Raw genomic sequence first — 22,524 nt, 5'->3', positions numbered from 1 at the left:
CAACGGATATCGGACTCCGGTAGCAATGGAAGCCTTGGCAGCATGAGAAATGACCTAAACCCTATAACCGTGTCCAGTATCGTTTGACCAGATCATTGGGGGATATTGCAGAGGCTCATCGACTTGAACGAATGGCGCTGAATCCATAATCGATCAGGTCTTACAGATCGACACCCCACTTCGGACATCTCGATCCGCTCCCTCTCCTGGAGGGAGAGACTGATCCGGGGATATTGCAGAGGCTCATCGACTTGAACGAATGGCGCTGATTCCATAGTCGACTGGATCGTTCAGGTCGATGGACAACGCCAGACAACTCGGTCGGCTCCCTCTCCCTTGGGAGAGGGCTGGGGTGAGGGGCAGCTTTTCACACGCAATAAAAAACCCATGATCGCTCATGGGTTTTTTCATTTCAGGCCTGACGCTTAAGCCGGAGCCGAAGTGCGGATCAAGTGATCGAATGCACTCAGCGAAGCCTTGGCGCCCTCGCCCACCGCAATCACGATCTGCTTGTACGGCACAGTGGTCACGTCACCCGCTGCGAAGATGCCCGGGATCGAAGTCTCACCACGGTTATCGACAATGATCTCGCCACGCGGCGACAATTCAATGGTGCCCTTCAGCCAGTCGGTGTTCGGCAGCAACCCGATCTGCACGAAGATCCCTTCCAGCTCGACAGTGCGCAGCTCGTCAGTACTGCGATCCTTGTAGCGCAGACCGTTGACCTTCTCGACATTACCGGTGACTTCAGTGGTTTGCGCGCTGGTGATCACGGTGACGTTCGGCAGGCTGTGCAGTTTGCGTTGCAGCACGGCGTCGGCGCGCAGTTGTACATCAAACTCCAGCAGCGTTACGTGCGACACAATACCCGCCAGGTCGATGGCCGCTTCCACGCCGGAGTTACCGCCGCCGATCACCGCAACACGCTTGCCCTTGAACAGCGGACCGTCGCAGTGCGGGCAGTAAGCCACGCCTTTGTTGCGGTATTCCTGCTCGCCCGGCACGTTCATTTCACGCCACCGCGCACCGGTCGCCAGAATCACGCTCTTGGCTTTGAGGGTCGCGCCGCTGGCGAAGCGGACTTCATGCAGCTCGCCGTTTTTGCCCGGGATCAGCTTGTCGGCGCGTTGCAGGTTCATGATGTCGACATCGTACTGCTTGACGTGCTCTTCGAGTGCCGTGGCCAGCTTCGGCCCTTCGGTTTCCTGTACGGAAATGAAGTTCTCGATGGCCATGGTGTCGAGCACCTGACCGCCGAAACGCTCAGCGGCAACGCCAGTGCGGATACCTTTACGTGCGGCGTAAATCGCTGCCGAAGCACCGGCCGGGCCACCACCCACAACCAACACGTCGAAGGCTTCCTTGGCGCTGATCTTCTCGGCCTGGCGCTCGATGGCGCCGGTGTCGAGTTTGGCGAGAATCTCTTCCAGGCCCATGCGGCCCTGACCGAAGTTTTCACCGTTGAGGTAGATGCTCGGCACCGCCATGATCTTGCGATCGTTGACTTCGTCCTGAAACAACGCGCCGTCGATGGCGACGTGGCGGATGTTCGGGTTGAGCACGGCCATCAGGTTCAGCGCCTGGACCACGTCCGGGCAGTTCTGGCAAGACAGCGAGAAGTACGTCTCGAAGCTGAACTCGCCTTTCAGCGCGCGGATCTGCTCGATCACTTCAACACTGGCTTTTGATGGGTGGCCGCCGACTTGCAGCAAGGCCAGTACCAGTGAGGTGAACTCGTGACCCATCGGAATACCGGCAAAACGCAGACTGATGTCGGCGCCCGGGCGATTGATCGAGAACGATGGCTTGCGCGCGTCGTCACCGCTGTCGATCAAGGTAATTTGGCTCGAAAGACTGGCAACGTCTTTCAGCAGTTCCAGCATTTCACGGGATTTCGCACCGTCGTCGAGGGAAGCAACGATCTCGATCGGCTGGGTGACCCGTTCCAGGTACGATTTCAACTGGGCTTTAAGATTGGCGTCCAACATACGGGCGATTTCCTTTATTTGAGGCGAAAAAAAGCCCGAGCGAATCTCGCCCGGGCATTTTTTTGGGCGGTGCAGCGTACTTAAGAAGGTGCGGCGTACCGCCCTGAGTTGCGTGTCACAGACTTAGATCTTGCCGACCAGGTCCAGAGACGGCGCCAGAGTGGCCTCGCCTTCTTTCCACTTGGCTGGGCAAACTTCGCCTGGGTGAGCAGCAACGTACTGAGCAGCCTTGATCTTGCGCAGCAGTTCGGAAGCGTCACGGCCAACGCCGCCATCGTTCAGTTCAACGATTTTGATCTGGCCTTCAGGGTTGATCACGAAGGTGCCACGGTCAGCCAGGCCAACGTCTTCGATCAGCACGTCGAAGTTGCGGGAGATGGCGTGGGTCGGGTCGCCGATCATGGTGTATTCGATTTTGCCGATGGCTGGCGAGGTGTTGTGCCAGGCAGCGTGAGCAAAGTGGGTGTCGGTGGAAACGCTGTAGATCTCTACGCCCAGTTTCTGGAAAGCAGCGTAGTTGTCAGCCAGGTCTTCCAGCTCGGTTGGGCAAACGAAGGTGAAGTCAGCTGGGTAAAAGAACACGACCGACCACTTGCCTTTCAGGTCAGCGTCCGAGACTTGAACGAAGTCGCCGTTTTTGAACGCGGTAGCTTTGAACGGTTTTACTTGGCTGTTGATGATAGGCATTGATGACTCTCCGTCAGTGGTTATGAAGTTGATGGGTGAATCCTACCCACTCACTCGACGGATGGCTCATTGGCAAACCTGATGCTGCTGATTTGTTTTCGCTATTAGCTGACCGTATTAATAGAAGAAAACGATATCTACGACGAAGCCGGGTTGTCCGTAATCCGAGCCATCCCGTGGAATGGGCTGATTTCAACATAGCGCATCGCGGACTTCATATCCTTCCAGCCGACATAACTCATCAACGATTTCAGATCCCAGCCACTTTGGTGTGCCCATGTGGCAAAGCCGCGGCGCAGTGAGTGACTGGTGTAGTTCTCGGCAGCAATGCCCGCGCGCTGCAGCGCCTGGCGCAGCAGAGGGATGATGCTGTTGGCGTGCAGGCCCTCCTCGTTCAGATTGCCCCAGCGGTCGATGCTGCGAAAAACCGGGCCGCGCACCAGCGCCGCTTCGGTGATCCAGTCGATATAGGCTTGCACCGGGCACAGTTTGAGCAGCGCCGGGGCCTGATAGGTCTGCCCGAGGTTTTCCCGATCGCCTTTGCTGCGCGGTAGATACAGCGTGATACCGCTGCCGGCGTGCGCTTGCACATGCTCGATCTGCAAACGGCACAGCTCATCGCTGCGGAAGCCGCGCCAGAATCCCAGCAGAATCAAGGCGCGGTCGCGGTAAGCCTTGAGCAGTAACGGGCGATCCTGCTGCTCTCTAGCGGTTTGTACTTCATGTTCAAGCCAGTCAATCACTCGCTGTAGATCCTGCAACTGCAACGGTTCGGCTTGTTTCTCCTGCGCCGGGTGCAACGCGCGAATCCCTTTGAAGACCTTGCGCACCACTGGCGCCTTGGTCGGATCGGCAAATCCTTGGCTGTTGTGCCATTGCGCCAGCGCCGACAGACGCAGTTTCAGCGTATTGATCGACAGTTCCTCGGCGTGCGCCACCAGATACCGCGCGACGCTGTCGGCCGTCGCCGGCAAGAACCCGCCCCACTTCACTTCGAAATGCTCGATGGCCGCGCGATAGCTACGGCGGGTGTTGTCACGGGTGGCGGCTTGCAGATAGCGATCCAGATCGCTCATGGGCTGATTTTCTCGCTGGCGTACTGATTGAAGGGTGCAGACAGGCATTTTGCCGTCTGACACTGGGTAATACCAGTATATCCCGTGTCTTTTATCTCAAAGGTTTACCTTTATTTTCAGGATGGTACACTGCGTACTTTAGTGGCATGTACCACAGTACGAAACCGTAGGAGTTGACATGGCCCGTGGCGGCATTACCAAAGCACTGGTGCAGATCGCGCGCACAGCGATTCTGGCTCGCGGCGAACACCCAAGCATCGATGCAGTACGCATCGAAATGGGCAACACCGGCTCGAAAACCACGATCCATCGCTATCTGAAAGAGCTGGATGACGGCGCACAGCCCATTGAAACCTCGGCGGAGCCTATCGATGACGAATTGACCGCCCTCGTCTCGCGCCTCGCCCAACGCCTCAAAGAACAGGCGCAAGAGCCTATCGAGCAGGCTCGTGAACAGTTTGAGGAACAGCGCGAAGCGTTGGAGTCGGAGCTGAAACAAACTCGCCAGGCGCTGGAAAAGCTCGAACACGAGCACGACATTCAAGGCGCAGCACTGGCGCGTGAGTCCGAAGCGCTTGGCAATACGCGCTCGATGCTGCAAACCGAGCAAACCCGCAATGCCGGGCTCAATCAGGCGCTGGCCGATTTTGAATTGCGCTTGCAGGACAAGGACGAGCAGATCCGCTCACTGGAAGAGAAACACCTGCACGCTCGCGATGCACTCGAGCACTATCGCAACGCCAGCAAAGAGCAGCGCGAGCAGGAACAGAGCCGCCACGAAGCGCAAGTGCAGCAGATTCAGGCTGAACTGCGCCAGGCACAGCAAAGTGCACTGGTCCGTCAGGACGAAATCACGCAACTGCACCGCGACAACGAACGCCTGCTCACGGAGAACCGTGGCACGCAGCGCGAACTGAGCCTGTTGCAAGACCAGCTCAAGCAAAGCAATCAGCGTCAGGATCAATTACTCGAACAAGCCACTCGTGTCGACAGCGAGCGCACCCTCCTCCAGGAACGCTTGCGCGTGGCCACCCTGGAAAGCCAGACACTCAAACAGAGCATCGAGGAGCAGACGCTGCTCAACCAGTCACTGGAAAAGGAATTGAACAGGACTCAGGCAAGCCTGGAAGAAAACCAGCGTCTGGCGGCTACCGTTGCGGCAGCGCCAGACACAGCCAAACCGAACGACGCTTAAGCGCCGACCGGCGTACGCATAGTCACAAACTCTTCGGCGGCCGTCGGGTGCACCCCGATCGTGTCGTCGAAATCGCGCTTGGTCGCGCCAGCTTTCAAGGCAATCGCCAGGCCCTGAACGATCTCGCCGGCGTCCGGGCCAACCATGTGGCAGCCGAGGACTTTGTCGGTCTTGCCGTCGACCACCAGCTTCATCAGGGTTTTCTCCTGACACTCGGTCAGGGTCAGCTTCATCGGCCGGAAACGGCTTTCGAAGATCACCACATCGTGGCCAGCCTCGCGCGCTTCCTCTTCGGTCAAACCGACCGTGCCGATGTTCGGCAGGCTGAACACCGCCGTCGGGATCATCTTGTAATCCACTGGCCGGTATTGCTCAGGCTTGAACAGACGCCGCGCCACGGCCATACCTTCAGCCAATGCCACTGGCGTCAGTTGCACACGCCCGATGACGTCGCCCAGCGCCAGGATCGATGGCTCGCTGGTCTGGTACTGCTCGTCGACTTTGATAAAGCCTTTGTCGGTGAGCTGCACGTCGGTGTTTTCCAGACCCAGATTGTCGAGCATCGGACGCCGGCCAGTGGCGTAGAACACGCAATCCGCTTCCAGCTCGCGACCATCCTTGAGGGTGGCTTTCAAGCTGCCGTCAGCCTGCTTGTCGATACGCGCGATGTCGGCATTGAATTGCAGATCCAGGCCACGCTTGGTCAGTTCTTCCTGCAGGTGCTTGCGCACCGAACCATCGAAACCGCGCAGGAACAGATCGCCGCGATACAGCAGCGTGGTGTTGGCGCCAAGACCATGGAAGATCCCGGCGAACTCGACCGCGATATAACCGCCACCCACCACCAGCACACGCTTTGGCAGCTCTTTGAGGAAGAACGCTTCATTGGAACCAATCGCGTGCTCGCGCCCCGGAATCTCCGGAATCTGCGGCCAACCGCCAGTGGCGATCAGAATGTTTTTCGCGGTAAAGCGCTCGCCATTCACCTCAACTTCATGCGGGCCGACGATCTTCGCGTGCGCTTCATGCAAGGTCACGCCGCTGTTGACCAGCAGATTGCGATAGATGCCGTTGAGGCGATTGATCTCGCGATCCTTGTTGGCGATCAGCGTCGCCCAATCGAAATTTGCTTCACCCAGGCTCCAGCCAAAACCGGAGGCCTGCTCGAAGTCTTCGGCGAAATGCGCGCCGTACACCAGCAATTTTTTCGGCACACAGCCGACATTGACACAGGTCCCGCCCAGATAACGACTCTCCGCCACCGCTACTTTCGCACCGAACCCGGCCGCAAAACGCGCAGCGCGCACACCGCCGGAACCGGCACCAATCACATAAAGGTCAAAATCGTAGGCCATTTCTATCTCCTCGGCAGGGGATCAGCATACCTGCAGTCAGCCATTGGGCAAGCAATGCCGGTTATATGGGGGCGCAAAATGAAAAAACCCGCCGAAGCGGGTTTTTCTTGCAAAGCGATCAAGCGCTCTTAATAAGCCTTGCCAGTCTTGTAGAAGTTCTCGAAGCAGAAGTTTGTCGCCTCGATGTAGCCTTCAGCACCACCGCAGTCGAAACGCTTGCCTTTGAACTTGTAGGCCATCACGCAGCCGTTCTGGGCTTGTTTCATCAGGGCGTCGGTGATCTGGATTTCGCCGCCCTTGCCTGGCTCGGTTTGTTCGATCAGGTCGAAAATGTCCGGGGTCAGGATGTAGCGACCGATGATTGCCAGATTCGACGGCGCGTCTTCCGGCTTTGGCTTCTCGACCATGCTGTGCACGCGGTAGATGTCGTCGCGGATCATCTCGCCGGCGATCACGCCGTACTTGCTGGTTTCCTGCGGATCGACTTCCTGGATGGCGATGATCGAGCAGCGGAACTGCTTGTACAGTTTGACCATCTGGGTCAGTACGCCGTCGCCTTCGAGGTTGACGCACAGGTCGTCCGCCAGGACCACGGCGAACGGTTCGTCACCGATCAGCGGGCGGCCGGTCAGGATCGCGTGGCCCAGACCTTTCATTTCGGTCTGACGGGTGTAGGAGAACGAGCACTCGTCGAGCAGTTTGCGGATGCCGACCAGGTATTTCTCTTTGTCGGTGCCTTTGATCTGGTTTTCCAGCTCGTAGCTGATGTCGAAGTGGTCTTCCAGAGCACGCTTGCCACGACCGGTGACGATGGAGATTTCCGTCAGGCCAGCATCCAGAGCTTCTTCAACGCCGTACTGGATCAGTGGCTTGTTTACCACCGGCAGCATTTCTTTAGGCATGGCTTTAGTCGCTGGCAGGAAGCGAGTACCGTAACCGGCTGCTGGGAACAAGCATTTCTTGATCATATAAGTCCTTGAAAGGGCTGTGTGTACGAGTTTCGGCGCAGTCTAATCAGGCGGCGTGCACCTTACAATGCCCCGCACTGGCTAACCGATGCCAACATAGAGAAATATTCTCGCCGATAGTTCCATCGGCATCCTGACGCAGCCAGATCAGCGTAGCTCAAAGCGGCCGACAAACTGAGTCACCATACGCTCATCGCCCCCCAATGCGAGCATTTGGCGGTATCATGGCGCCTTTGAACCAGCGAACGAGACAGATAGATGGCCGCGGTAAAAATCATCAACGGGTATGTGATCGACAAGAAAGACGGTAAATGGACGCTGACCACCACCAATGGCGAACACATCGCCGGGCCTTTCGACAGCGAACAAATGGCGACCGATGTTGCTTCCGTATTCACGGACACTCCGGCATCGGCCAAGCGCCGTGGCAAAGATCAGGACTGATCAACCCCACACGCCCCAGCCCTGCCCTTATGCAGGGCTTTTTTGTGCCCGCTGACAAACAAGTGGCCAAACGCTATAACCTTTTCACACCGGCGCTGTCAGAGCGTCTAGTCCCCCTTGCTGAAGACCCCGAACATGACCCTGAAAAAATGGCTGCCGCTGATTGCGGCATTGGCACTGGCCGGCTGTGCGACCTCCCAACCCACTTACCTGAACAATGGTGAACAGGGCCTGTCGATCGATTGCTCCGGCGAGGCCAACTCCTGGGCGACCTGCTATGAAAAAGCCGATGCATCCTGCGCGGGCACCGGTTACCGCATCGTTGGCACTGACGGTACGCCTCAGCCCAAGGAAAGCGACAAAACCCTGGGTGTCGATGTCGGCAACTACAAGAACCGCAGCGTCGTTGTGGTCTGTAAATAGACCTTACATATGAATTTCGGCGAATTTGATCCCGAGTCCGCGTACGACTTCGATCAGATCGTCGAGGCGGTTGAACGACTCGACTTCGTCGTTTTCGTCGACCAGGAAGTAACTGCGTCCGGCACTCTTCTTGAAAAACACGATCCACTCCCCCGGATTCGCCGGGTTCTGGATGACATGGGTGGCAGAGATCAGGCCCTCTACGTGGCGCTCCCGTACTTGCTCTCGCTTCATCGCGGCTCCAGAAATGAAAATGCCGTCACAGCATGACCGGGACGGCATCGTTGCTGATGACTATCAGTCTATCAGCCGGAAATACACGCATTGGCAGCGTTTCGCACGTCACGCGGACGCACTGGCACGTTCGACATGCGCTCATGCAACTTGATGCTGCTGCCGCCGGAGCGATCTTCGATATCAAATACCGCTGCCGCGCCGGTGGAAAATTTACCCGGTACGATGACCCGAACCCCGTCCTTGTGCGGCTGCATTTGCAGCGCACCGCGGCTGTCCGCCAGCTTCTCGGCCAGGCATTGGGCATATTCATGGGGTTTCTTGCCGGAGATTACGCTCACGGTCGGCAGCGTTTCATTGATTTCGGAAACACTCGCACAACCACCCACAGCCAAAACCAACGGCAGACACACCACACCCCACTTCATACAAAACCTCCGTTAAAGACCGTCCGACAGCACAAATGCCGTTTTTCTCCGGGGCCTTCTGCATTTAACCCGCATCCGATTGCGAATATCTGTTCAAAATTGTCAAACCAACGCCCGACGGCCAGATAATAACCCGTGCGGGCTGATAAACTGCGCGCAATTACAAGCTATCGTTTTGATTTTGTAGAAAAAGCCCTTCTGGAGGCGCCCATGAAATTCATTCACCAGCGCGAACACCTCAACGAAGACGACATCGTCGTCATCCAATGCTCGCAAATGTGCAACATCCGTCTGATGAACGACGCCAACTTCCGCAGCTTCAAGAACGGCGGCCGTCACACCTATCACGGCGGCGCCTTCGACACCTTTCCGGCCCGTATTACCGCGCCGAGCACCGGTTTCTGGAACATCACCATCGACACCGTCAACCGCCGGCCGATCAGCGTCACGCGCAAACCGACGCTGACTCACTCGATCAAGATCATCCGTCGCTCCAGCACCAAACTCAGCTGAGACACGTCGCTCAACCAGAAAGGAATGCATGACCGTGGCCCAAACGACCAAATACGTCATCAAGTACAAACTCAACGGTGAACGCCGCTTTGAGTTCGCGCAACTGGAAAACGGCACTGAAGAAGAAGCCAAGGCTGCTCTGGATGCGCTTCACGGCTCGTCTGAAGACGTGATCAGCGACATCGCCGTCAGCAAAGCACTGTAAACATCGACAGGAATTCGACCGCAAGCGGCGGAGTGTTCTGCCGCTACGTCCTGCCTAGACTGACTTTCTTCGACCAAGCGTCAAGGAGTCAGCATGTCGATGTCCCCTTCCCGGCTGGATTCGCTCGACTGGGCAAGCCTTGAGCGGCAACTGGATCAGGACGGCTACGCGATCATCCGTTCACTGCTGCAGGCCGAAACCTGTGATCACTTGAGTGCGCTGTATCCGCAGACCGAACCGTTTCGCTCGCAGGTCATCATGGCCCGCCACGGTTTCGGTCGCGGCGAGTACAAATATTTTCGTTATCCCCTGCCGACACCCGTAGAACGCCTTCGCGGCGCGCTGTACCCGCGCCTGGTTGCCTTGGCCAATCGCTGGTACGAACGCATGAACCTTCCCGAGCGTTTTCCGGCGAACCACGCCGAATTTCTTCAGCGCTGCCATGCTGCTGGCCAGATACGCCCTACCCCTCTTCTATTGCAATACGGCCCGCAGGACTACAACTGCCTGCATCAGGACCTGTACGGCGAATCAGTTTTTCCGTTGCAGGTAGCGATTCTTCTGTCAGCACCCGGGCAAGACTTTACCGGGGGCGAATTCGTTCTCACCGAGCAACGCCCGCGCATGCAGTCTCGTCCGCACGTACTCGATCTGACGAAAGGTGATGCCGTGATCTTTGCCGTGAATCAGCGCCCGACCGAAGGTGTGCGCGGTTATTATCGGGTGACGATGCGCCACGGCGTCAGTCGCCTGCACAGTGGAAAAAGGCATACCCTAGGCATCATCTTTCACGACGCCACCTGACCCCATGCAACCGAGCAATTTCGATCTGTTCGCCGATCATGAACCCGAACAACGCCCCCGCGCCGAGCAGATTGGCGAGCAATCGTGGGTGCTGCATGGTTTCGCCCTGCCGCTGATCGAGCAGATCCTGCCGGCGATGGATGCGATTCTTGCCGCAGCGCCCTTGCGCCACATGGTCACGCCGGGCGGCTTCAGCATGTCGGTGGGCACCAGCAGCTGCGGCGCTTTAGGCTGGATCACTGATCGCTATGGCTATCGTTATTCAGGCGTCGATCCGCTCAGTCATTTGCCATGGCCACCGATGCCGGAAGTATTCGCGGCACTGGCGCACTCGGCAGCCGCGCAAGCAGGATTCGCTGACTTTAACGCCGACTCCTGCCTGATCAATCGCTATGTCCCCGGCGCCAAGATGTCATTGCACCAGGATAAAGACGAAAAGGCCTACAGTGCACCGATCGTTTCGCTGTCACTGGGGCTGCCGGCAATGTTCCTCTTCGGCGGTTTCAGTCGCAGCGACAAGAGCCAGCGCATTGCCTTGCTGCATGGCGACATGGTGGTCTGGGGGGGCGTTGATCGCTTGCGTTTTCACGGCGTACTGCCGATCAAGCAAGGCCGGCATCCGCGCCTGGGTGAACAGCGGATCAATCTGACCTTTCGCGTGGCCGGATAGTCAGCAAAAAATTTGACCGCAAGGCCCGGAGTGTTGCGTCTTGCGACGCTGGTTAACCTGAATCAAACAGGTCAACGGACAAACCCTCATGAAAACGCTTTCGACTCCCTCCACGATTGAAAACGATCCGCGCTGGGCCGCTGTGGTTGCGCGAGATTCACGGGCGGACGGGCAATTTGTCTACGCGGTGAAAACCACCGGCATCTACTGCCGCCCGAGCAGCCTTGCGCGGTTACCGAAACCGCAGAACGTCGAGTTTTTCGACACCGCAGAACAGGCCGAGGCTGCCGGCTACCGGCCGAGCAAACGAGCCAGCAAGGATCAGAGTGATGTCGCCGCGCAGCATGCCGCGACCGTCGCCATTGCCTGCCGCCATATTGAATCCGCCGAGACGTTGCCGGCGCTCAACGAGCTGGCGCAAACCGCCGGCCTGAGTCCGTTTCACTTCCATCGCGTATTCAAAGCCGCGACAGGGTTGACGCCAAAAGGCTACGCGACGGCCCATCGCTCGCGCAAAGTCCGTGAGCGCCTGGCAGACGGCGGCTCGGTAACCGATGCGCTGTACGACGCCGGTTTCAATTCCAATAGCCGTTTCTATGAATCAGCGGATCATTTGTTGGGGATGAAACCCGGCGACTATCGCGCGGCCGGGAAGAACAACGACATCCGCTTCGCTGTTGGCCAATGTTCGCTCGGAGCGATTCTGGTGGCGCAAAGCGAGCGTGGTGTGTGTGCGATTCTGCTGGGTGACGATCCGCATCAATTGGTGTGCGATCTGCAGGACCAGTTTCGTAAAGCCAACCTGATTGGCGCCGATGCCGGCTTCGAGCAATTGATCGCCAAAGTCGTGGGATTTATCGAAGTGCCGGCGATTGGCCTGGACCTGCCGCTGGACGTTCGTGGTACTGCGTTTCAGGAACGCGTGTGGCAGGCGTTGCGGGAAATTCCGCTGGGCCAGACAGCCAGCTACGCCGAGATCGCCCAGCGCATTGGCGCACCGACATCCATGCGCGCGGTAGCCCAGGCGTGCGGGGCCAACCGCCTGGCGGTGGCGATCCCTTGCCACCGCGTGGTGCGCAGCGATGGCAATCTTTCGGGCTATCGCTGGGGCGTCGAGCGCAAACGTCAATTGCTTGAGCGCGAGACGCAGCCTTAACGATTGACGTCCACCACAACCCGCCCGCGAAGTTGTCCGGCGAGTAACTTCGGCGCCGCATCAATGGCCTCGCTCAAGCCGATTTCATGGCTGATCAATGCCAGCAACGAGAAATCCAGATCCCTGGCCAGACGCTCCCACGCTTCGAGGCGGCGCGCCTTGGGCTGGGTCACGCTGTTGATGCCGGCCAGGGTCACACCACGCAAAATGAACGGGGCAACCGAAGCCGGGAAATCCATGCCCTGCGCCAGACCACAGGCGGCGACGGTCCCTTCGGAGCGAGTGCTGGCGCAGGCATTGGCCAACGTATGGCTGCCCACCGAATCGATTACCGCTGCCCAGCGCTCTTTGGCCAGTGGCTTGCCGGGTGCTGACAAGGTCGCGCGCTCAATGATTTCACCGGCGCCCAACTGCTTCAGATACTCATGTTCGGAGACACGGCCGGTGGATGCGACGACTCGATAGCCGAGCTTGCTCAGCAAAGCGATGGCGAAACTGCCAACGCCACCATTGGCCCCCGTGACCAACACCTCGCCCTGATCCGGCGTCACGCCATTACGTTCGAGTGCCAGAATGCACAGCATCGCCGTATAGCCCGCCGTACCGATGGCCATGGCTTGCGCCGCCGTAAAGGCTTCGGGCAATGGAATCAGCCAGTCGCCATTGAGCCGTGCCTTCTGCGCCAGACCACCCCAGTGATTTTCGCCGACACCCCAGCCATTGAGCACCACCTGATCACCCACCTTATAGTCGGGGTGGGAACTGGCTTCTACGGTGCCCGCCAGGTCGATCCCGGGCACCATCGGAAACTTGCGTACCACCGGACTGCTGCCGGTAATCGCCAGACCATCCTTGAAGTTCAGCGTGCTGTACGCGACAGCGACGGTGACATCGCCTTCGGGCAACTGATCTTCGTTGACTTGCTGCAGGTTGGCGCGATAACCGCTGTCGTCTTTGTCGATCACAATGGCGTTGAACATGACTGCCTCGTATGACTGTTTTCAGAATGTCGTGCCTTGAAATATCACATCGCAACACGCTGCCACATACGACTTTGCGCCAATCAGCGAATCTACCGGGTATTTCCAACGCGGGCGACTATGCTTTTTCGACGGTCGTGGTTTCGCCATTATTTCTTCAGAAATCGGCCTGTCGATGGAGCTGACAATGCCTTACCCGCGCTCGTTTCTCATGATGTTGATGCTGGGCCTGCTGACGTTCGGCAGTGCCTGGGCGGCACCGGTCCCTGAGACCCCGATCGAGCCTGCCTGGCCGCAAGTCATCAGCAGCGGCAAAGCGAAACTGACGGTGTATCAGCCGCAACTCGACAGTTGGGACGGTTACACCCTCAATGCCCGCGCCGCCGTTGAAGCCACCGGTGCCGATGGCAAGTCGACCTACGGGATCGTGCAATTCAGCGCGCATACGCTGGTCGACAAGGCCACGCGCTGGGTCGCGCTGGATAAGTACAAAATCATCAAAGCCGATTTCCCGGCCGATGCCAGTCAAGCAGACACTTGGGGCGCGGCACTGGAGAAAGATGCCGAGAACCGCAAGAAAACCATCTCGCTGGATCAACTGGAAGCTGCTGTCGGCGTACTCTCGGCAGAACAGAAAGCCGACAGCGCGCCGCTGGAAAACACCCCGCCGACGATTATCAGTTCCGACGTTCCCGCCCTGCTCGTCTATATCGATGGCGACGCGGCGTACCGACCGGTAGAAGGCACGGCGCTGCAACGAGTGATCAACACTCGCCCGCTGTTATTGAAAGATGCACAGGGCAAACATTATCTGCATGTCTTCGATGGCTGGATGGTCGCCGAGCAGATCAATGGCGCCTATACCCGTCTGGTTACGCCGTTTGCCGAACTGGAGAAAGCCAAACAGGCCGCCATTCAGAGCCGGCAAGTGGATCTGCTGACTGGGCAAAGCGATCCGAAAGACAAGATTCCAAGCCTGGCCAAACCGCCGCAACCGAAGATTTTCATCGCCACCACGCCCACGGAATTGCTGGTCACTGACGGCGCAGCGCAATGGACGCCGATTCAGGCGTACCGGTTTGCTGTATGTCAGCAACACTACCGGGCACATCTTCAAGGAAATCGGTGACCAGAACAGCTATGTGCTGATTTCCGGGCGCTGGTTCCGCGCCAGTGACATGAATGGCCCGTGGACCTTTACCCCCGCAGACAAACTGCCGGCGGACTTCGCCAACATTCCCGACGACAGCCCGAAAGAGAACGTCAAGGCTTCGGTCGCCGGCACGCCGCAAGCCAAAGAGGCGGCCATTGCAGCGACCATTCCACAGACGTCGGCCATCAAGAAAAGCGCGGTAAAAATGACCGCGCCACAGTTCGATGGCGAACCGCAACTCAAAGCCATCAATACCACGCCGCTGCAATACGTGGTCAACAGCGCCACGCCTATCATCCGCGTCGACAACAACAGTTGGTATGCGGTGGAAAACGGTATCTGGTTCACTGCCACTGGCGTAAACGGCCCTTGGCTTGTCGCCAGTTCCGTGCCGGCGGTGATCTATTCGATCCCGCCGAGTTCGCCGATGCATTACCTCACCTACGTCAAAGTCTACGAGTCCAGCGGTGACACGGTAGTGGTTGGCTATACGCTTGGGTATCAGGGTTCGAATCTTGATCCGGCGACGGGCGTCGTGGTGTATGGCACTGGCTATCCCTACACGCCGTGGGTGGGCAGCGTCTGGTATGGCCCGCCGGTGACTTACGGTTTCGGCGTCGCCATCCGCTACACACCGTGGACGGGCTGGACCTTCGGTTTCGGTTTTGGCTGGAGCTGGGGCGGCAGCACCGTGGCGATGGGTTGGGGCTGGGGCGCGTACCCGTGGTGGGGCAATTACGGCTGGGGTTACGCCTGGGGCCCGCACCTGTATCCGGCGCCACTGGCCTGGGGTGGCGCCGCTTACGGATATCGTGGTGGCGCGGTGGCCTGGGGACCTGGTGGCTGGGCCGGCACTACCGGCAATCTCTATCATCAGTGGGGTGACCGGGCCACGGTCAGCCGCTATGGCGCTGGCTACAACGCCTGGACCGGCAATCGCTGGGCCGGCCAGGTCGGTGCTTCCTACAACTCCCGCACCGGCGTCGCAGCTGCCGGTCAACGGGGCGCCGTGCATAACGTCTACACCGGCAATTACGCCGCCGGACGCAGTGGCGTGGCAGTCGGACCGAACGGTGGCGCAATTGCCGGCGAACGGGTCACCGCCGGCAATGCGCGTAACGGCGCGCAGGTCACCGCCAATCGTGGCGCCGTGTACAACCCCAACACCGGCAACACCACTCAATATGGCGGGGTTCGCGGGCGCAACGGCGGCGCTGCACACGTTGGCGACAACGTTTACGCAGGCCACGACGGCAACGTGTATAAAAAGACCGATAACGGCTGGCAGTCGATGGTTGGCGGCGGCGCGACCCGCAGCGCACCCATCAACAACAATGCGCAGTTGCAGAACCTCAACCGCGACTCTGCTGCGCGCAACTTCGGCAACCAGCGGACCAACAACTTTCACAACTCCTCGCAATTCATGAACCACTCGTTTGGTGGCGGCGGTGGCTTTCATCGACGCTGAAAAACTGCACGGGTTGTTCTGAATTTCGAACTGGCTGCGAATCCGGTTTTGCTGTTAAAAAACGGGCTCTGCCTTCCACCGTTCGGAGAACAGCGTTCATGAGCCAATGGCCAGACACCCGCCTTCTTGACCTGCTCGGCATTGAACTGCCAATCATCCAGGGCCCGATGGCCGGCGCGACGAATTCGTCGATGGTCATCGCCGTGTGCAATGCCGGCGGCCTGGGCTCAATGCCGGCGGCGATGCTGAGCCTCGAGCAATTGCGCGAAGAGCTGAACACCATTCGCCAACACACCGACAAGCCCTTCAACGTCAACTTCTTCTGCCATCAGCCACCGGCCGCCGATGAGCAACGCGCACGTGACTGGAAGCATCTGCTGGAACCGTACTACCGCGAACTGGGCGCCGATTTCGATGCACCGACGCCGGTGTCGAACCGAGCACCGTTCGATGCGGCAGCCTGCGCAGTACTGGAAGAGTTTCGACCTGAGGTCGTGAGCTTTCACTTCGGGCTGCCAGAGAAATCCCTGCTGGATCGGGTCAAGGCAACCGGGGCCAAAATTCTGTCCTCCGCCACCACTGTCGATGAAGCGATCTGGCTGGAGCAGAACGGCTGCGACGCGATCATCGCCATGGGCTACGAGGCCGGCGGCCATCGCGGCATGTTTCTCAGCGATGATCTGAGCAGTCAGGTCGGCACGTTTGCCCTGGTGCCTCAGGTGGTCGATGCGGTAAAAGTGCCGGTGATTGCTGCCGGGGCCATAGCCGATGCTCGCGGTGTGGCGGCGGCGTTCCTGTTGGGCGCTTCGGCAGTGCAGATCGGCACAGCCTATCTGTTCACGCCGGAAGCGAAAGTCAGCGGCGCTCACCACAAAGCGCTGCGCACCGCCAAAGAGAGCGAAACGGCGATCACCAATATCTTCACCGGGCGACCCGCGCGGGGTATTCTCAACCGCGTCATGCGTGAGCTGGGTCCGATGTCGCCGAAGGCACCGGCATTTCCCTTGGCCGGTGGTGCATTGATGCCACTGCGAGCGATCAACGAAGCAGCGTTTGCCAACCTCTGGGCCGGTCAGGCATTCACGCTCGGCAAAGACATCGGCAGCGCTGAACTGACCCGGGAATTGGCCGAAGGTGCATTGGCAAAGCTCACTCGCCAGTGACGCTAAACAGAGTGAGGATCAAGCATCCTCACTCTGGTTTTAACCAATGCTTCCTGTTTGGCGGCATTTCGCTATATATTTCGCTATATAGCGAATTCACCCCCCTCGCATCGGCGCAGTCCACCTCCAACAATAACTGCCCTCTGCACTCGCCAACACGGAGCTGTTACATGACCATTCGTGCCTCACGTTTTGCCCCTACCTGCCTGGCCTCTTTGTTCGCCGTCTTTGCCATTGGCGCTGCTCAGGCTGATGAAGTGCAGGTGGCGGTTGCAGCCAACTTCACCGCGCCGATCCAGGCCATCGCCGCCGATTTTGAGAAAGACACCGGGCACAAACTGGTTGCTGCCTACGGCGCCACAGGCCAGTTCTACACCCAGATCAAGAACGGCGCGCCGTTTGAAGTGTTCCTCTCCGCTGACGACACCACCCCGGAAAAACTCGAAAAAGAAGGCGACACCGTCAAAGGTTCGCGCTTCACCTACGCCATCGGCACGCTGGCGTTGTGGTCGGCGAAAGAAGGCTATGTCGATGCAAAAGGCGAGGTTCTGAAAAAGAACGAGTACCAGCACCTGTCCATCGCCAACCCGAAAGCGGCGCCCTACGGCCTGGCAGCCACACAAGTGCTGGAAAAACTCAAACTGACCGAAGCCACCAAAGCCAAGATCGTTGAAGGCCAGAACATTACTCAGGCTTACCAGTTCGTCTCGACCGGCAACGCGGAGCTGGGTTTTGTCGCCCTGTCGCAGATCTACAAGGACGGCAAGGTCAGCAGCGGTTCGGCGTGGATCGTCCCTGCTGATATGCACGACCCGATCAAACAGGACGCCGTCATTCTGAACAAAGGCAAGGACAACGCCGCCGCCAAGGCACTGGTTGAATACCTCAAAGGCCCGAAAGCCGCTGCGGTCATCAAGTCCTACGGTTACCAGCTCTAAATGTCGCTGACGAGTGCCGATTTCGCGGCGATCTGGCTGACCCTGAAACTGGCGTCCCTGACCACCGCGATCCTGTTGGTTGTCGGCACTCCGATTGCCCTGTGGTTGTCGCGCACCCGTTCGTGGCTGCGCGGCCCGATCGGGGCAATTGTCGCCCTGCCCCTTGTGCTGCCACCGACCGTCATCGGTTTCTATCTACTCCTGATGATGGGCCCGCACGGGTTTCTCGGCCAATTCACCCAATGGCTGGGCCTGGGCACCCTGACCTTCAGTTTCACGGGCCTGGTGATCGGCTCGGTGATCTATTCCATGCCGTTCGTGGTGCAACCGTTGCAAAACGCGTTCTCGGCGATCGGCACCCGCCCACTGGAAGTGGCCGCAACCTTGCGCGCCAATCCGTGGGACACTTTTTTCAGCGTGATTCTGCCGCTGGCGCGCCCCGGATTTGTTACGGCGGCGATCCTCGGCTTCGCGCATACCGTCGGCGAGTTCGGCGTAGTGCTGATGATCGGCGGCAATATTCCCGACAAGACCCGCGTGGTTTCCGTACAAATCTATGACCACGTCGAAGCGATGGAATACGCACAGGCGCACTGGCTGGCCGGGGCGATGCTGGTGTTCGCGTTTCTGGTGTTGCTGGCGCTGTACTCCAGCCGCAAGACCCGCGCAGGCTGGAGCTGAGTGATGATTGATGTACGTCTGAACATTGTCTATTCGGGCTTCAACCTCGACGTCGACCTGAATTTGCCGGGGCGTGGCGTGACCGCGCTTTATGGGCATTCCGGCTCGGGTAAAACCACCTGCTTGCGCTGTATCGCCGGGCTTGAGCGCGCCGAACAAGGTTTTATCCGGATCAACGACGAAATCTGGCAAGACAGCGCAAACGGCATTTTCGTCCCGCCACACAAACGTGCGCTCGGCTATGTGTTTCAAGAAGCCAGCCTGTTCCCCCACTTGTCGGTACTGGCCAATCTGCAGTTCGGCCTCAAGCGTATCGCCAGATCCCGGCGTCGGGTCGACATGGCGCAGGCCACTGAACTCTTGGGCATCGGGCATTTGCTCGAACGTCATCCGCAGCACTTGTCGGGAGGCGAACGCCAGCGTGTCGGCATCGCCCGAGCGTTACTGACCAGCCCGAAACTGTTGCTGATGGATGAGCCACTGGCGGCGCTCGACAGTCAGCGCAAAAGTGAAATCCTGCCTTACCTGCAACGCCTGCATGACGAACTGGACATTCCGGTGCTGTATGTCAGCCATGCGCAGGATGAAGTCGCACGGCTGGCCGACCATCTGGTATTGCTCAGCGACGGCAAAGCCCTGGCCAGCGGCCCTATCGGCGAAACCCTCGCGCGTCTGGATCTGCCGATGGCGATGGGCGATGACGCCGGTGTGATCATTGAAGGCCAGGTCAGCGCTTACGATGCGGAGTATCAATTACTCAGCCTGCAGTTACCGGCCACCGAGATGAACATCCGTGTCACCCACGCGCCGATGGCATTGGGTCAGGCCCTGCGCTGCAAAGTACATGCACGCGATATCAGCCTCACCCTACAGGACAGCGAGTTCAGCAGCATTCTCAATCGACTGCCGGTGACGGTGGTCAGTGAGCAATCGGCCGACAACGCCGCCCACGTACTGATTCGTCTGGATGCCGGCGGCACCCCGCTGCTCGCGCGCATCACCCGCTATTCCAGAGATCAATTGGGCGTGCACCCGGGCCAGCGATTGTGGGCGCAGATCAAAGCGGTCGCAGTCCTCGCCTGAATCATTCGGCACGACGGCAACGGCGTGCGGTCAATGGTTTTACAGACCGCCGCGCCACCGAAGGAAACCGCCATGCCCGACACCGAGCTGATTGCCGAACTGCCAGCCGATCTGCATTACGTCGACGACACCCAGCCCGGTATCACCCGCAAGAAACTGCGCGGCAAGTTCAACTACTTCGAACCGTCAGGTCAGCGCATAACCGACACTGACGAAATCAAACGCATCAATGCCCTCGCCGTGCCGCCAGCTTATACCGACGTGTGGATCTGCGCGGACCCGCGGGGCCACCTGCAAGCCACCGGCCGCGATGCCCGTGGTCGCAAGCAATACCGATATCACCCGCGCTGGCGCGAAGTGCGCGATGCCGACAAGTATTCACGCCTGCGCGAGTTCGGTCTGGCGTTGCCAAAATTGCGCAAACAACTGGAGGCACTGTTGGCCGCGCCCGGTTTCAGTCGTGACAAGGTCATGGCCACGGTGATAACGCTGCTCGACGCCACACTGATTCGCGTCGGCAACACCCAATATGCTCGCGACAACCGTTCCTATGGCCTGACCACCCTGCGCAGCCGACATGTCGAAGTCAACGGCAGCGCGATCCTGTTCCAGTTTCGCGGCAAGAGCGGCATCGAACACCAGATCACCGTCAAGGATCGACGTCTGGCCCGCATCATCAAACGTTGCCTGGAGATTCCCGGACAGAACCTGTTTCAGTACCTGGATGAAAACGGCGAGCGACACACCGTCAGCTCTTCCGACGTCAACACTTATCTGCAAACCCTGACCGGCGCTGATTTCACGGCCAAGGACTACCGCACATGGGCTGGTAGCGCTTTGGCCTTGGCGGTGTTACGCGAGTTGCAATGGCAGTCCGAGACCGAAGCCAAACGGCATGTGGTGGAGATGGTCAAAGGCGTCGCCAAGCAGTTGGGCAACACGCCGGCGGTCTGCCGCAAGTGCTACATCCACCCCGCCGTGGTGGAAAAATTCATGCTCGGCGCCCTCGCGGAACTGCCTCGTCCACGCGTGCGCAAAGGCTTGCGCGCCGAGGAAGTGGCGTTGGCGATGTTCCTTGAGCGAATGAGCGAAATGACCGACGCATCTTGATCCACGGGGGAGCGTCATCTAGGCTAGCCAACCTCTCCTCTTCCGGACGACTGCAGACGTGAACAATTCAACCTTCTAAAAATGTACTCGCGACACGCCGTTCTCGGCGTTGGTCAGTGTTCACGACATTTTTTGGAGGTGCCGATGACTCACGTCTCGCGTACAGCCGCACTCGTTTCCCTGAATCAACTGGGTTTTCAGTTTGCCAATGGCGCAATGCTTTTCGAACGCCTGAGCCTGAATTTTGATGGTCAACCGACCGCTATCGTCGGGCGCAATGGTGTCGGCAAAAGTGTACTCGCACGTCTGATTGCCGGGCATTTGCAGCCCACTGTCGGCAGCGTGGCCCGTTCAGCGTCCGCGCACTATGTCGCGCAAACCTTCGTCACCACCTCTGGGCAATCCGTAGCCGACGCGACAGGGACGGCCACGGTGCTGAGTGCACTGGAACGACTGAAACTCGGTTGTGCCACGCCCGAGGATTTCGATCTCATTGGCGAACGCTGGGATCTGACGGAACGTTTGCGCCAAATGCTTGATGAAGCGGGGTTAACCGACATCACCGCGACGGATTTGACCGAAAATCTCAGCGGTGGCCAGCAAGCCAGAATTGCCTTGATCGGTGCCCTGCTGAGCCAAGCGCAATTGCTCGTCCTCGACGAGCCCACCAATCACCTCGACACTGCCGGTCGACAGTGGCTGATGAACGCGCTTGATCGCTGGCATGGCGGACTGATTGTCGTCAGCCATGACCGGCAACTACTGGAGCACATGCAACGAATCGTGGAACTTACACCGCTGGGGGCAACTGTTTTCAGCGGAAGATATTCGGAGTTCACCGAGCAGTGCCGCTCACTTCAACAAGCGGCCCAGGCACAACTCGACCAGGCCCGCATTGAACGTCAACGTGAACGTACACGACTGCAACGCGAGCACGATGCGATCCAGCGCCGCGCGGCCGGCAGCCGGCGCAATGCGCAAACTGCCAACGTTTCTGGCTTCGAACGGGCGGCGATGAAAGCGGCCGCGCGGGACATCCCGGGGCACATAAGGGTCGGCCATCAGGCCCGCAAGTCCGAACTGGATGAACGCGTTCGTGAGGCCTACGCCAACGTCCCGCCAGACGACGGCGTGCGGATCCATCTGCCCGGCAGTGTGGTTCCGAGTAACCGCAGAGTATGCACGCTGATCGACGCGTGTTTGCCATGGTTACCGGCGGATGCGCCCAGCACTCGACTAGACCTCATCATTCAAGGACCGATGCGCATCGCTGTCAGCGGGCACAACGGTTGTGGCAAATCAACACTGTTGAGATTGCTGGCTGGCGAGTGGGCGCCCGTGAGCGGCGAGTGCACCACGCATGTGCCTTTTGCCTTTCTCGATCAACAGCTGAAACTGCTGGATTGCGAAACATCCATTGTCGATCAATTGCTGGTACAGCAAACGCCCCTGAGCGAAGGCACGTTGCGCAGCTTCCTCGCTCAACTGCAACTGAATGCGCAGAGTGTCACCCGGCCTTGCGCCTCACTCAGCGGTGGCGAGCGCTTGAAAGCAGCGCTCGCGTTGGCGCTGTGGCGCCAGACACCCGCGCAACTACTGCTGCTGGACGAGCCCACTAATCATTTGGACCTGGTGTCGGTGCAAGCTTTCGAACAAGCCTTGCGGACATTTCCCGGAGCGATTGTCGCGGTGTCCCACGATCAGGCGTTTCTACGGGCATTAAACCCAAGCCATCATTTGATCTGGCACCGCGAAGGCTGGCGCTGGCAACCGACGAGCTGAGCTGTGTATTTTTTGCACGA

24 protein-coding genes are annotated in these 22,524 nt (G+C 58.9%); 16 read left to right on the top strand and 8 right to left on the bottom strand.

The annotated features are described in order from the left end of the window. Positions 1 to 425: 425 nt before the first annotated feature. The 3 genes from ahpF to ACIF4X_RS19730 form a co-directional block, all read right to left on the bottom strand. Positions 426 to 1,988 carry an alkyl hydroperoxide reductase subunit F gene (gene ahpF, locus ACIF4X_RS19740; RefSeq protein WP_397483408.1) on the bottom strand — a complete coding sequence of 521 codons (1,563 nt, stop codon included), beginning with the start codon at positions 1,986 to 1,988 and terminating at the stop codon, positions 426 to 428. Between the two features lie 123 nt (positions 1,989 to 2,111). Next, positions 2,112 to 2,675: an alkyl hydroperoxide reductase subunit C gene (ahpC, locus tag ACIF4X_RS19735; protein ID WP_092281374.1), complete on the bottom strand. Its 564-nt coding sequence runs from the start codon at positions 2,673 to 2,675 to the stop codon at positions 2,112 to 2,114. Positions 2,676 to 2,812: 137 nt separating this feature from the next. Next, positions 2,813 to 3,751: a site-specific integrase gene (locus tag ACIF4X_RS19730; RefSeq protein WP_397483407.1), complete on the bottom strand. Its 939-nt coding sequence runs from the start codon at positions 3,749 to 3,751 to the stop codon at positions 2,813 to 2,815. Positions 3,752 to 3,929: 178 nt separating this feature from the next. Between ACIF4X_RS19730 and ACIF4X_RS19725 the strand changes: the two genes are divergently transcribed. Next, positions 3,930 to 4,946, top strand: a complete 1,017-nt coding sequence (locus ACIF4X_RS19725; RefSeq protein WP_397483406.1) for a DNA-binding protein — start codon at positions 3,930 to 3,932, stop codon at positions 4,944 to 4,946. On the opposite strand, the gene gorA is transcribed toward ACIF4X_RS19725, so the two are convergent. After that, positions 4,943 to 6,301: a glutathione-disulfide reductase gene (gene gorA / locus ACIF4X_RS19720; RefSeq protein WP_397483405.1), complete on the bottom strand. Its 1,359-nt coding sequence runs from the start codon at positions 6,299 to 6,301 to the stop codon at positions 4,943 to 4,945. The two genes, ACIF4X_RS19725 and gorA, sit on opposite strands and share 4 nt — an antisense overlap. A 128-nt stretch (positions 6,302 to 6,429) precedes the next feature. Continuing rightward, a complete protein-coding gene (galU, locus tag ACIF4X_RS19715; protein ID WP_007912230.1) occupies positions 6,430 to 7,269 on the bottom strand; it encodes a UTP--glucose-1-phosphate uridylyltransferase GalU in 840 nt (279 codons plus the stop codon). Between the two features lie 258 nt (positions 7,270 to 7,527). Here galU and ACIF4X_RS19710 point away from each other — a divergent pair, with 258 nt between their 5' ends. Together ACIF4X_RS19710 and ACIF4X_RS19705 are read left to right on the top strand one after the other, a co-directional pair. Continuing rightward, positions 7,528 to 7,713, top strand: coding sequence for a hypothetical protein (locus ACIF4X_RS19710; RefSeq protein WP_007912238.1), 186 nt, complete (start codon positions 7,528 to 7,530; stop codon positions 7,711 to 7,713). A gap of 135 nt (positions 7,714 to 7,848) precedes the next feature. Next, on the top strand, positions 7,849 to 8,136 hold the full coding sequence (locus ACIF4X_RS19705; RefSeq protein ID WP_397483404.1) for a hypothetical protein: 288 nt from the start codon (positions 7,849 to 7,851) through the stop codon (positions 8,134 to 8,136). 3 nt (positions 8,137 to 8,139) lie between these two features. Here ACIF4X_RS19705 and ACIF4X_RS19700 read toward each other — a convergent pair whose 3' ends face one another. Together ACIF4X_RS19700 and ACIF4X_RS19695 are read right to left on the bottom strand one after the other, a co-directional pair. Continuing rightward, the gene (locus ACIF4X_RS19700) at positions 8,140 to 8,370 is read right to left on the bottom strand and encodes a hypothetical protein (protein ID WP_007912247.1); all 231 of its coding nucleotides are present in this window, start codon (positions 8,368 to 8,370) and stop codon (positions 8,140 to 8,142) included. A 71-nt stretch (positions 8,371 to 8,441) separates the two neighbouring features. Beyond that, positions 8,442 to 8,798: a hypothetical protein gene (locus ACIF4X_RS19695; protein WP_095120936.1), complete on the bottom strand. Its 357-nt coding sequence runs from the start codon at positions 8,796 to 8,798 to the stop codon at positions 8,442 to 8,444. A gap of 210 nt (positions 8,799 to 9,008) precedes the next feature. Between ACIF4X_RS19695 and ACIF4X_RS19690 the strand changes: the two genes are divergently transcribed. The 5 genes from ACIF4X_RS19690 (at position 9,009) to ada (ending at position 12,146) form a co-directional block, all read left to right on the top strand. Further along, a complete protein-coding gene (locus tag ACIF4X_RS19690; RefSeq protein ID WP_016984992.1) occupies positions 9,009 to 9,311 on the top strand; it encodes a DUF1883 domain-containing protein in 303 nt (100 codons plus the stop codon). Positions 9,312 to 9,339: 28 nt separating this feature from the next. Further along, positions 9,340 to 9,516 (top strand): hypothetical protein, encoded by a 177-nt coding sequence (locus tag ACIF4X_RS19685; RefSeq protein WP_193559261.1) that lies wholly within the window; start codon positions 9,340 to 9,342, stop codon positions 9,514 to 9,516. Positions 9,517 to 9,609: 93 nt separating this feature from the next. Continuing rightward, the gene (locus ACIF4X_RS19680) at positions 9,610 to 10,320 is read left to right on the top strand and encodes a 2OG-Fe(II) oxygenase (RefSeq protein ID WP_397483403.1); all 711 of its coding nucleotides are present in this window, start codon (positions 9,610 to 9,612) and stop codon (positions 10,318 to 10,320) included. Positions 10,321 to 10,324: 4 nt separating this feature from the next. Beyond that, entirely contained in the window at positions 10,325 to 10,990 is a 666-nt protein-coding gene (gene alkB, locus ACIF4X_RS19675; RefSeq protein ID WP_397483402.1) for a DNA oxidative demethylase AlkB, read from the top strand. An 88-nt stretch (positions 10,991 to 11,078) separates the two neighbouring features. Further along, a complete protein-coding gene (gene ada / locus ACIF4X_RS19670) occupies positions 11,079 to 12,146 on the top strand; it encodes a bifunctional DNA-binding transcriptional regulator/O6-methylguanine-DNA methyltransferase Ada (RefSeq protein WP_397483401.1) in 1,068 nt (355 codons plus the stop codon). Here ada and ACIF4X_RS19665 read toward each other — a convergent pair. Beyond that, positions 12,143 to 13,126 carry an MDR family oxidoreductase gene (locus tag ACIF4X_RS19665; RefSeq protein ID WP_397483400.1) on the bottom strand — a complete coding sequence of 328 codons (984 nt, stop codon included), beginning with the start codon at positions 13,124 to 13,126 and terminating at the stop codon, positions 12,143 to 12,145. The genes ada and ACIF4X_RS19665 overlap by 4 nt on opposite strands. Positions 13,127 to 13,313: 187 nt before the next feature. On the opposite strand from ACIF4X_RS19665, the gene ACIF4X_RS19660 reads away from it, so the two are divergent. The 8 genes from ACIF4X_RS19660 to ACIF4X_RS19625 all read left to right on the top strand — a co-directional run bounded on the left by ACIF4X_RS19660 (position 13,314) and on the right by ACIF4X_RS19625 (position 22,504). Beyond that, entirely contained in the window at positions 13,314 to 14,255 is a 942-nt protein-coding gene (locus ACIF4X_RS19660; protein WP_397483399.1) for a hypothetical protein, read from the top strand. Continuing rightward, positions 14,206 to 15,747: a hypothetical protein gene (locus ACIF4X_RS19655; RefSeq protein WP_397483398.1), complete on the top strand. Its 1,542-nt coding sequence runs from the start codon at positions 14,206 to 14,208 to the stop codon at positions 15,745 to 15,747. The genes ACIF4X_RS19660 and ACIF4X_RS19655 overlap by 50 nt, the downstream gene beginning before the upstream one ends. A 98-nt stretch (positions 15,748 to 15,845) precedes the next feature. Next, on the top strand, positions 15,846 to 16,910 hold the full coding sequence (locus ACIF4X_RS19650; protein WP_397483397.1) for an NAD(P)H-dependent flavin oxidoreductase: 1,065 nt from the start codon (positions 15,846 to 15,848) through the stop codon (positions 16,908 to 16,910). A gap of 170 nt (positions 16,911 to 17,080) precedes the next feature. Next, positions 17,081 to 17,848 (top strand): molybdate ABC transporter substrate-binding protein, encoded by a 768-nt coding sequence (gene modA, locus ACIF4X_RS19645; RefSeq protein WP_397483396.1) that lies wholly within the window; start codon positions 17,081 to 17,083, stop codon positions 17,846 to 17,848. Further along, positions 17,849 to 18,529: a molybdate ABC transporter permease subunit gene (gene modB, locus ACIF4X_RS19640; protein ID WP_397483395.1), complete on the top strand. Its 681-nt coding sequence runs from the start codon at positions 17,849 to 17,851 to the stop codon at positions 18,527 to 18,529. It begins immediately after the preceding gene. Positions 18,530 to 18,532: 3 nt separating this feature from the next. Beyond that, positions 18,533 to 19,612 carry a molybdenum ABC transporter ATP-binding protein gene (modC, locus tag ACIF4X_RS19635; RefSeq protein WP_397483394.1) on the top strand — a complete coding sequence of 360 codons (1,080 nt, stop codon included), beginning with the start codon at positions 18,533 to 18,535 and terminating at the stop codon, positions 19,610 to 19,612. Positions 19,613 to 19,684: 72 nt separating this feature from the next. Then, on the top strand, positions 19,685 to 20,722 hold the full coding sequence (locus ACIF4X_RS19630; RefSeq protein ID WP_397483412.1) for a DNA topoisomerase IB: 1,038 nt from the start codon (positions 19,685 to 19,687) through the stop codon (positions 20,720 to 20,722). A gap of 144 nt (positions 20,723 to 20,866) precedes the next feature. Then, entirely contained in the window at positions 20,867 to 22,504 is a 1,638-nt protein-coding gene (locus tag ACIF4X_RS19625) for an ATP-binding cassette domain-containing protein (RefSeq protein WP_397483393.1), read from the top strand. The last annotated feature ends 20 nt before the right edge of the window (positions 22,505 to 22,524 follow it).

This window comes from Pseudomonas sp. NPDC085632, from assembly GCF_044541255.1.
GTDB lineage: Bacteria > Pseudomonadota > Gammaproteobacteria > Pseudomonadales > Pseudomonadaceae > Aquipseudomonas.
The sequence above is the reverse complement of the archived record's forward strand: the minus strand, read 5'-3'. Positions and strand labels throughout refer to the sequence as shown.

Coding starts and splice junctions, on each gene's coding strand:
- ahpF (WP_397483408.1), bottom strand. CDS start 1,988: ATGTTGGACGCCAATCTTAAAGCCCAGTTGAAATCGTACCTGGAACGG.
- ahpC (WP_092281374.1), bottom strand. CDS start 2,675: ATGCCTATCATCAACAGCCAAGTAAAACCGTTCAAAGCTACCGCGTTC.
- ACIF4X_RS19730 (WP_397483407.1), bottom strand. CDS start 3,751: ATGAGCGATCTGGATCGCTATCTGCAAGCCGCCACCCGTGACAACACC.
- ACIF4X_RS19725 (WP_397483406.1), top strand. CDS start 3,930: ATGGCCCGTGGCGGCATTACCAAAGCACTGGTGCAGATCGCGCGCACA.
- gorA (WP_397483405.1), bottom strand. CDS start 6,301: ATGGCCTACGATTTTGACCTTTATGTGATTGGTGCCGGTTCCGGCGGT.
- galU (WP_007912230.1), bottom strand. CDS start 7,269: ATGATCAAGAAATGCTTGTTCCCAGCAGCCGGTTACGGTACTCGCTTC.
- ACIF4X_RS19710 (WP_007912238.1), top strand. CDS start 7,528: ATGGCCGCGGTAAAAATCATCAACGGGTATGTGATCGACAAGAAAGAC.
- ACIF4X_RS19705 (WP_397483404.1), top strand. CDS start 7,849: ATGACCCTGAAAAAATGGCTGCCGCTGATTGCGGCATTGGCACTGGCC.
- ACIF4X_RS19700 (WP_007912247.1), bottom strand. CDS start 8,370: ATGAAGCGAGAGCAAGTACGGGAGCGCCACGTAGAGGGCCTGATCTCT.
- ACIF4X_RS19695 (WP_095120936.1), bottom strand. CDS start 8,798: ATGAAGTGGGGTGTGGTGTGTCTGCCGTTGGTTTTGGCTGTGGGTGGT.
- ACIF4X_RS19690 (WP_016984992.1), top strand. CDS start 9,009: ATGAAATTCATTCACCAGCGCGAACACCTCAACGAAGACGACATCGTC.
- ACIF4X_RS19685 (WP_193559261.1), top strand. CDS start 9,340: ATGACCGTGGCCCAAACGACCAAATACGTCATCAAGTACAAACTCAAC.
- ACIF4X_RS19680 (WP_397483403.1), top strand. CDS start 9,610: ATGTCGATGTCCCCTTCCCGGCTGGATTCGCTCGACTGGGCAAGCCTT.
- alkB (WP_397483402.1), top strand. CDS start 10,325: ATGCAACCGAGCAATTTCGATCTGTTCGCCGATCATGAACCCGAACAA.
- ada (WP_397483401.1), top strand. CDS start 11,079: ATGAAAACGCTTTCGACTCCCTCCACGATTGAAAACGATCCGCGCTGG.
- ACIF4X_RS19665 (WP_397483400.1), bottom strand. CDS start 13,126: ATGTTCAACGCCATTGTGATCGACAAAGACGACAGCGGTTATCGCGCC.
- ACIF4X_RS19660 (WP_397483399.1), top strand. CDS start 13,314: ATGCCTTACCCGCGCTCGTTTCTCATGATGTTGATGCTGGGCCTGCTG.
- ACIF4X_RS19650 (WP_397483397.1), top strand. CDS start 15,846: ATGAGCCAATGGCCAGACACCCGCCTTCTTGACCTGCTCGGCATTGAA.
- modA (WP_397483396.1), top strand. CDS start 17,081: ATGACCATTCGTGCCTCACGTTTTGCCCCTACCTGCCTGGCCTCTTTG.
- modB (WP_397483395.1), top strand. CDS start 17,849: ATGTCGCTGACGAGTGCCGATTTCGCGGCGATCTGGCTGACCCTGAAA.
- modC (WP_397483394.1), top strand. CDS start 18,533: ATGATTGATGTACGTCTGAACATTGTCTATTCGGGCTTCAACCTCGAC.
- ACIF4X_RS19630 (WP_397483412.1), top strand. CDS start 19,685: ATGCCCGACACCGAGCTGATTGCCGAACTGCCAGCCGATCTGCATTAC.
- ACIF4X_RS19625 (WP_397483393.1), top strand. CDS start 20,867: ATGACTCACGTCTCGCGTACAGCCGCACTCGTTTCCCTGAATCAACTG.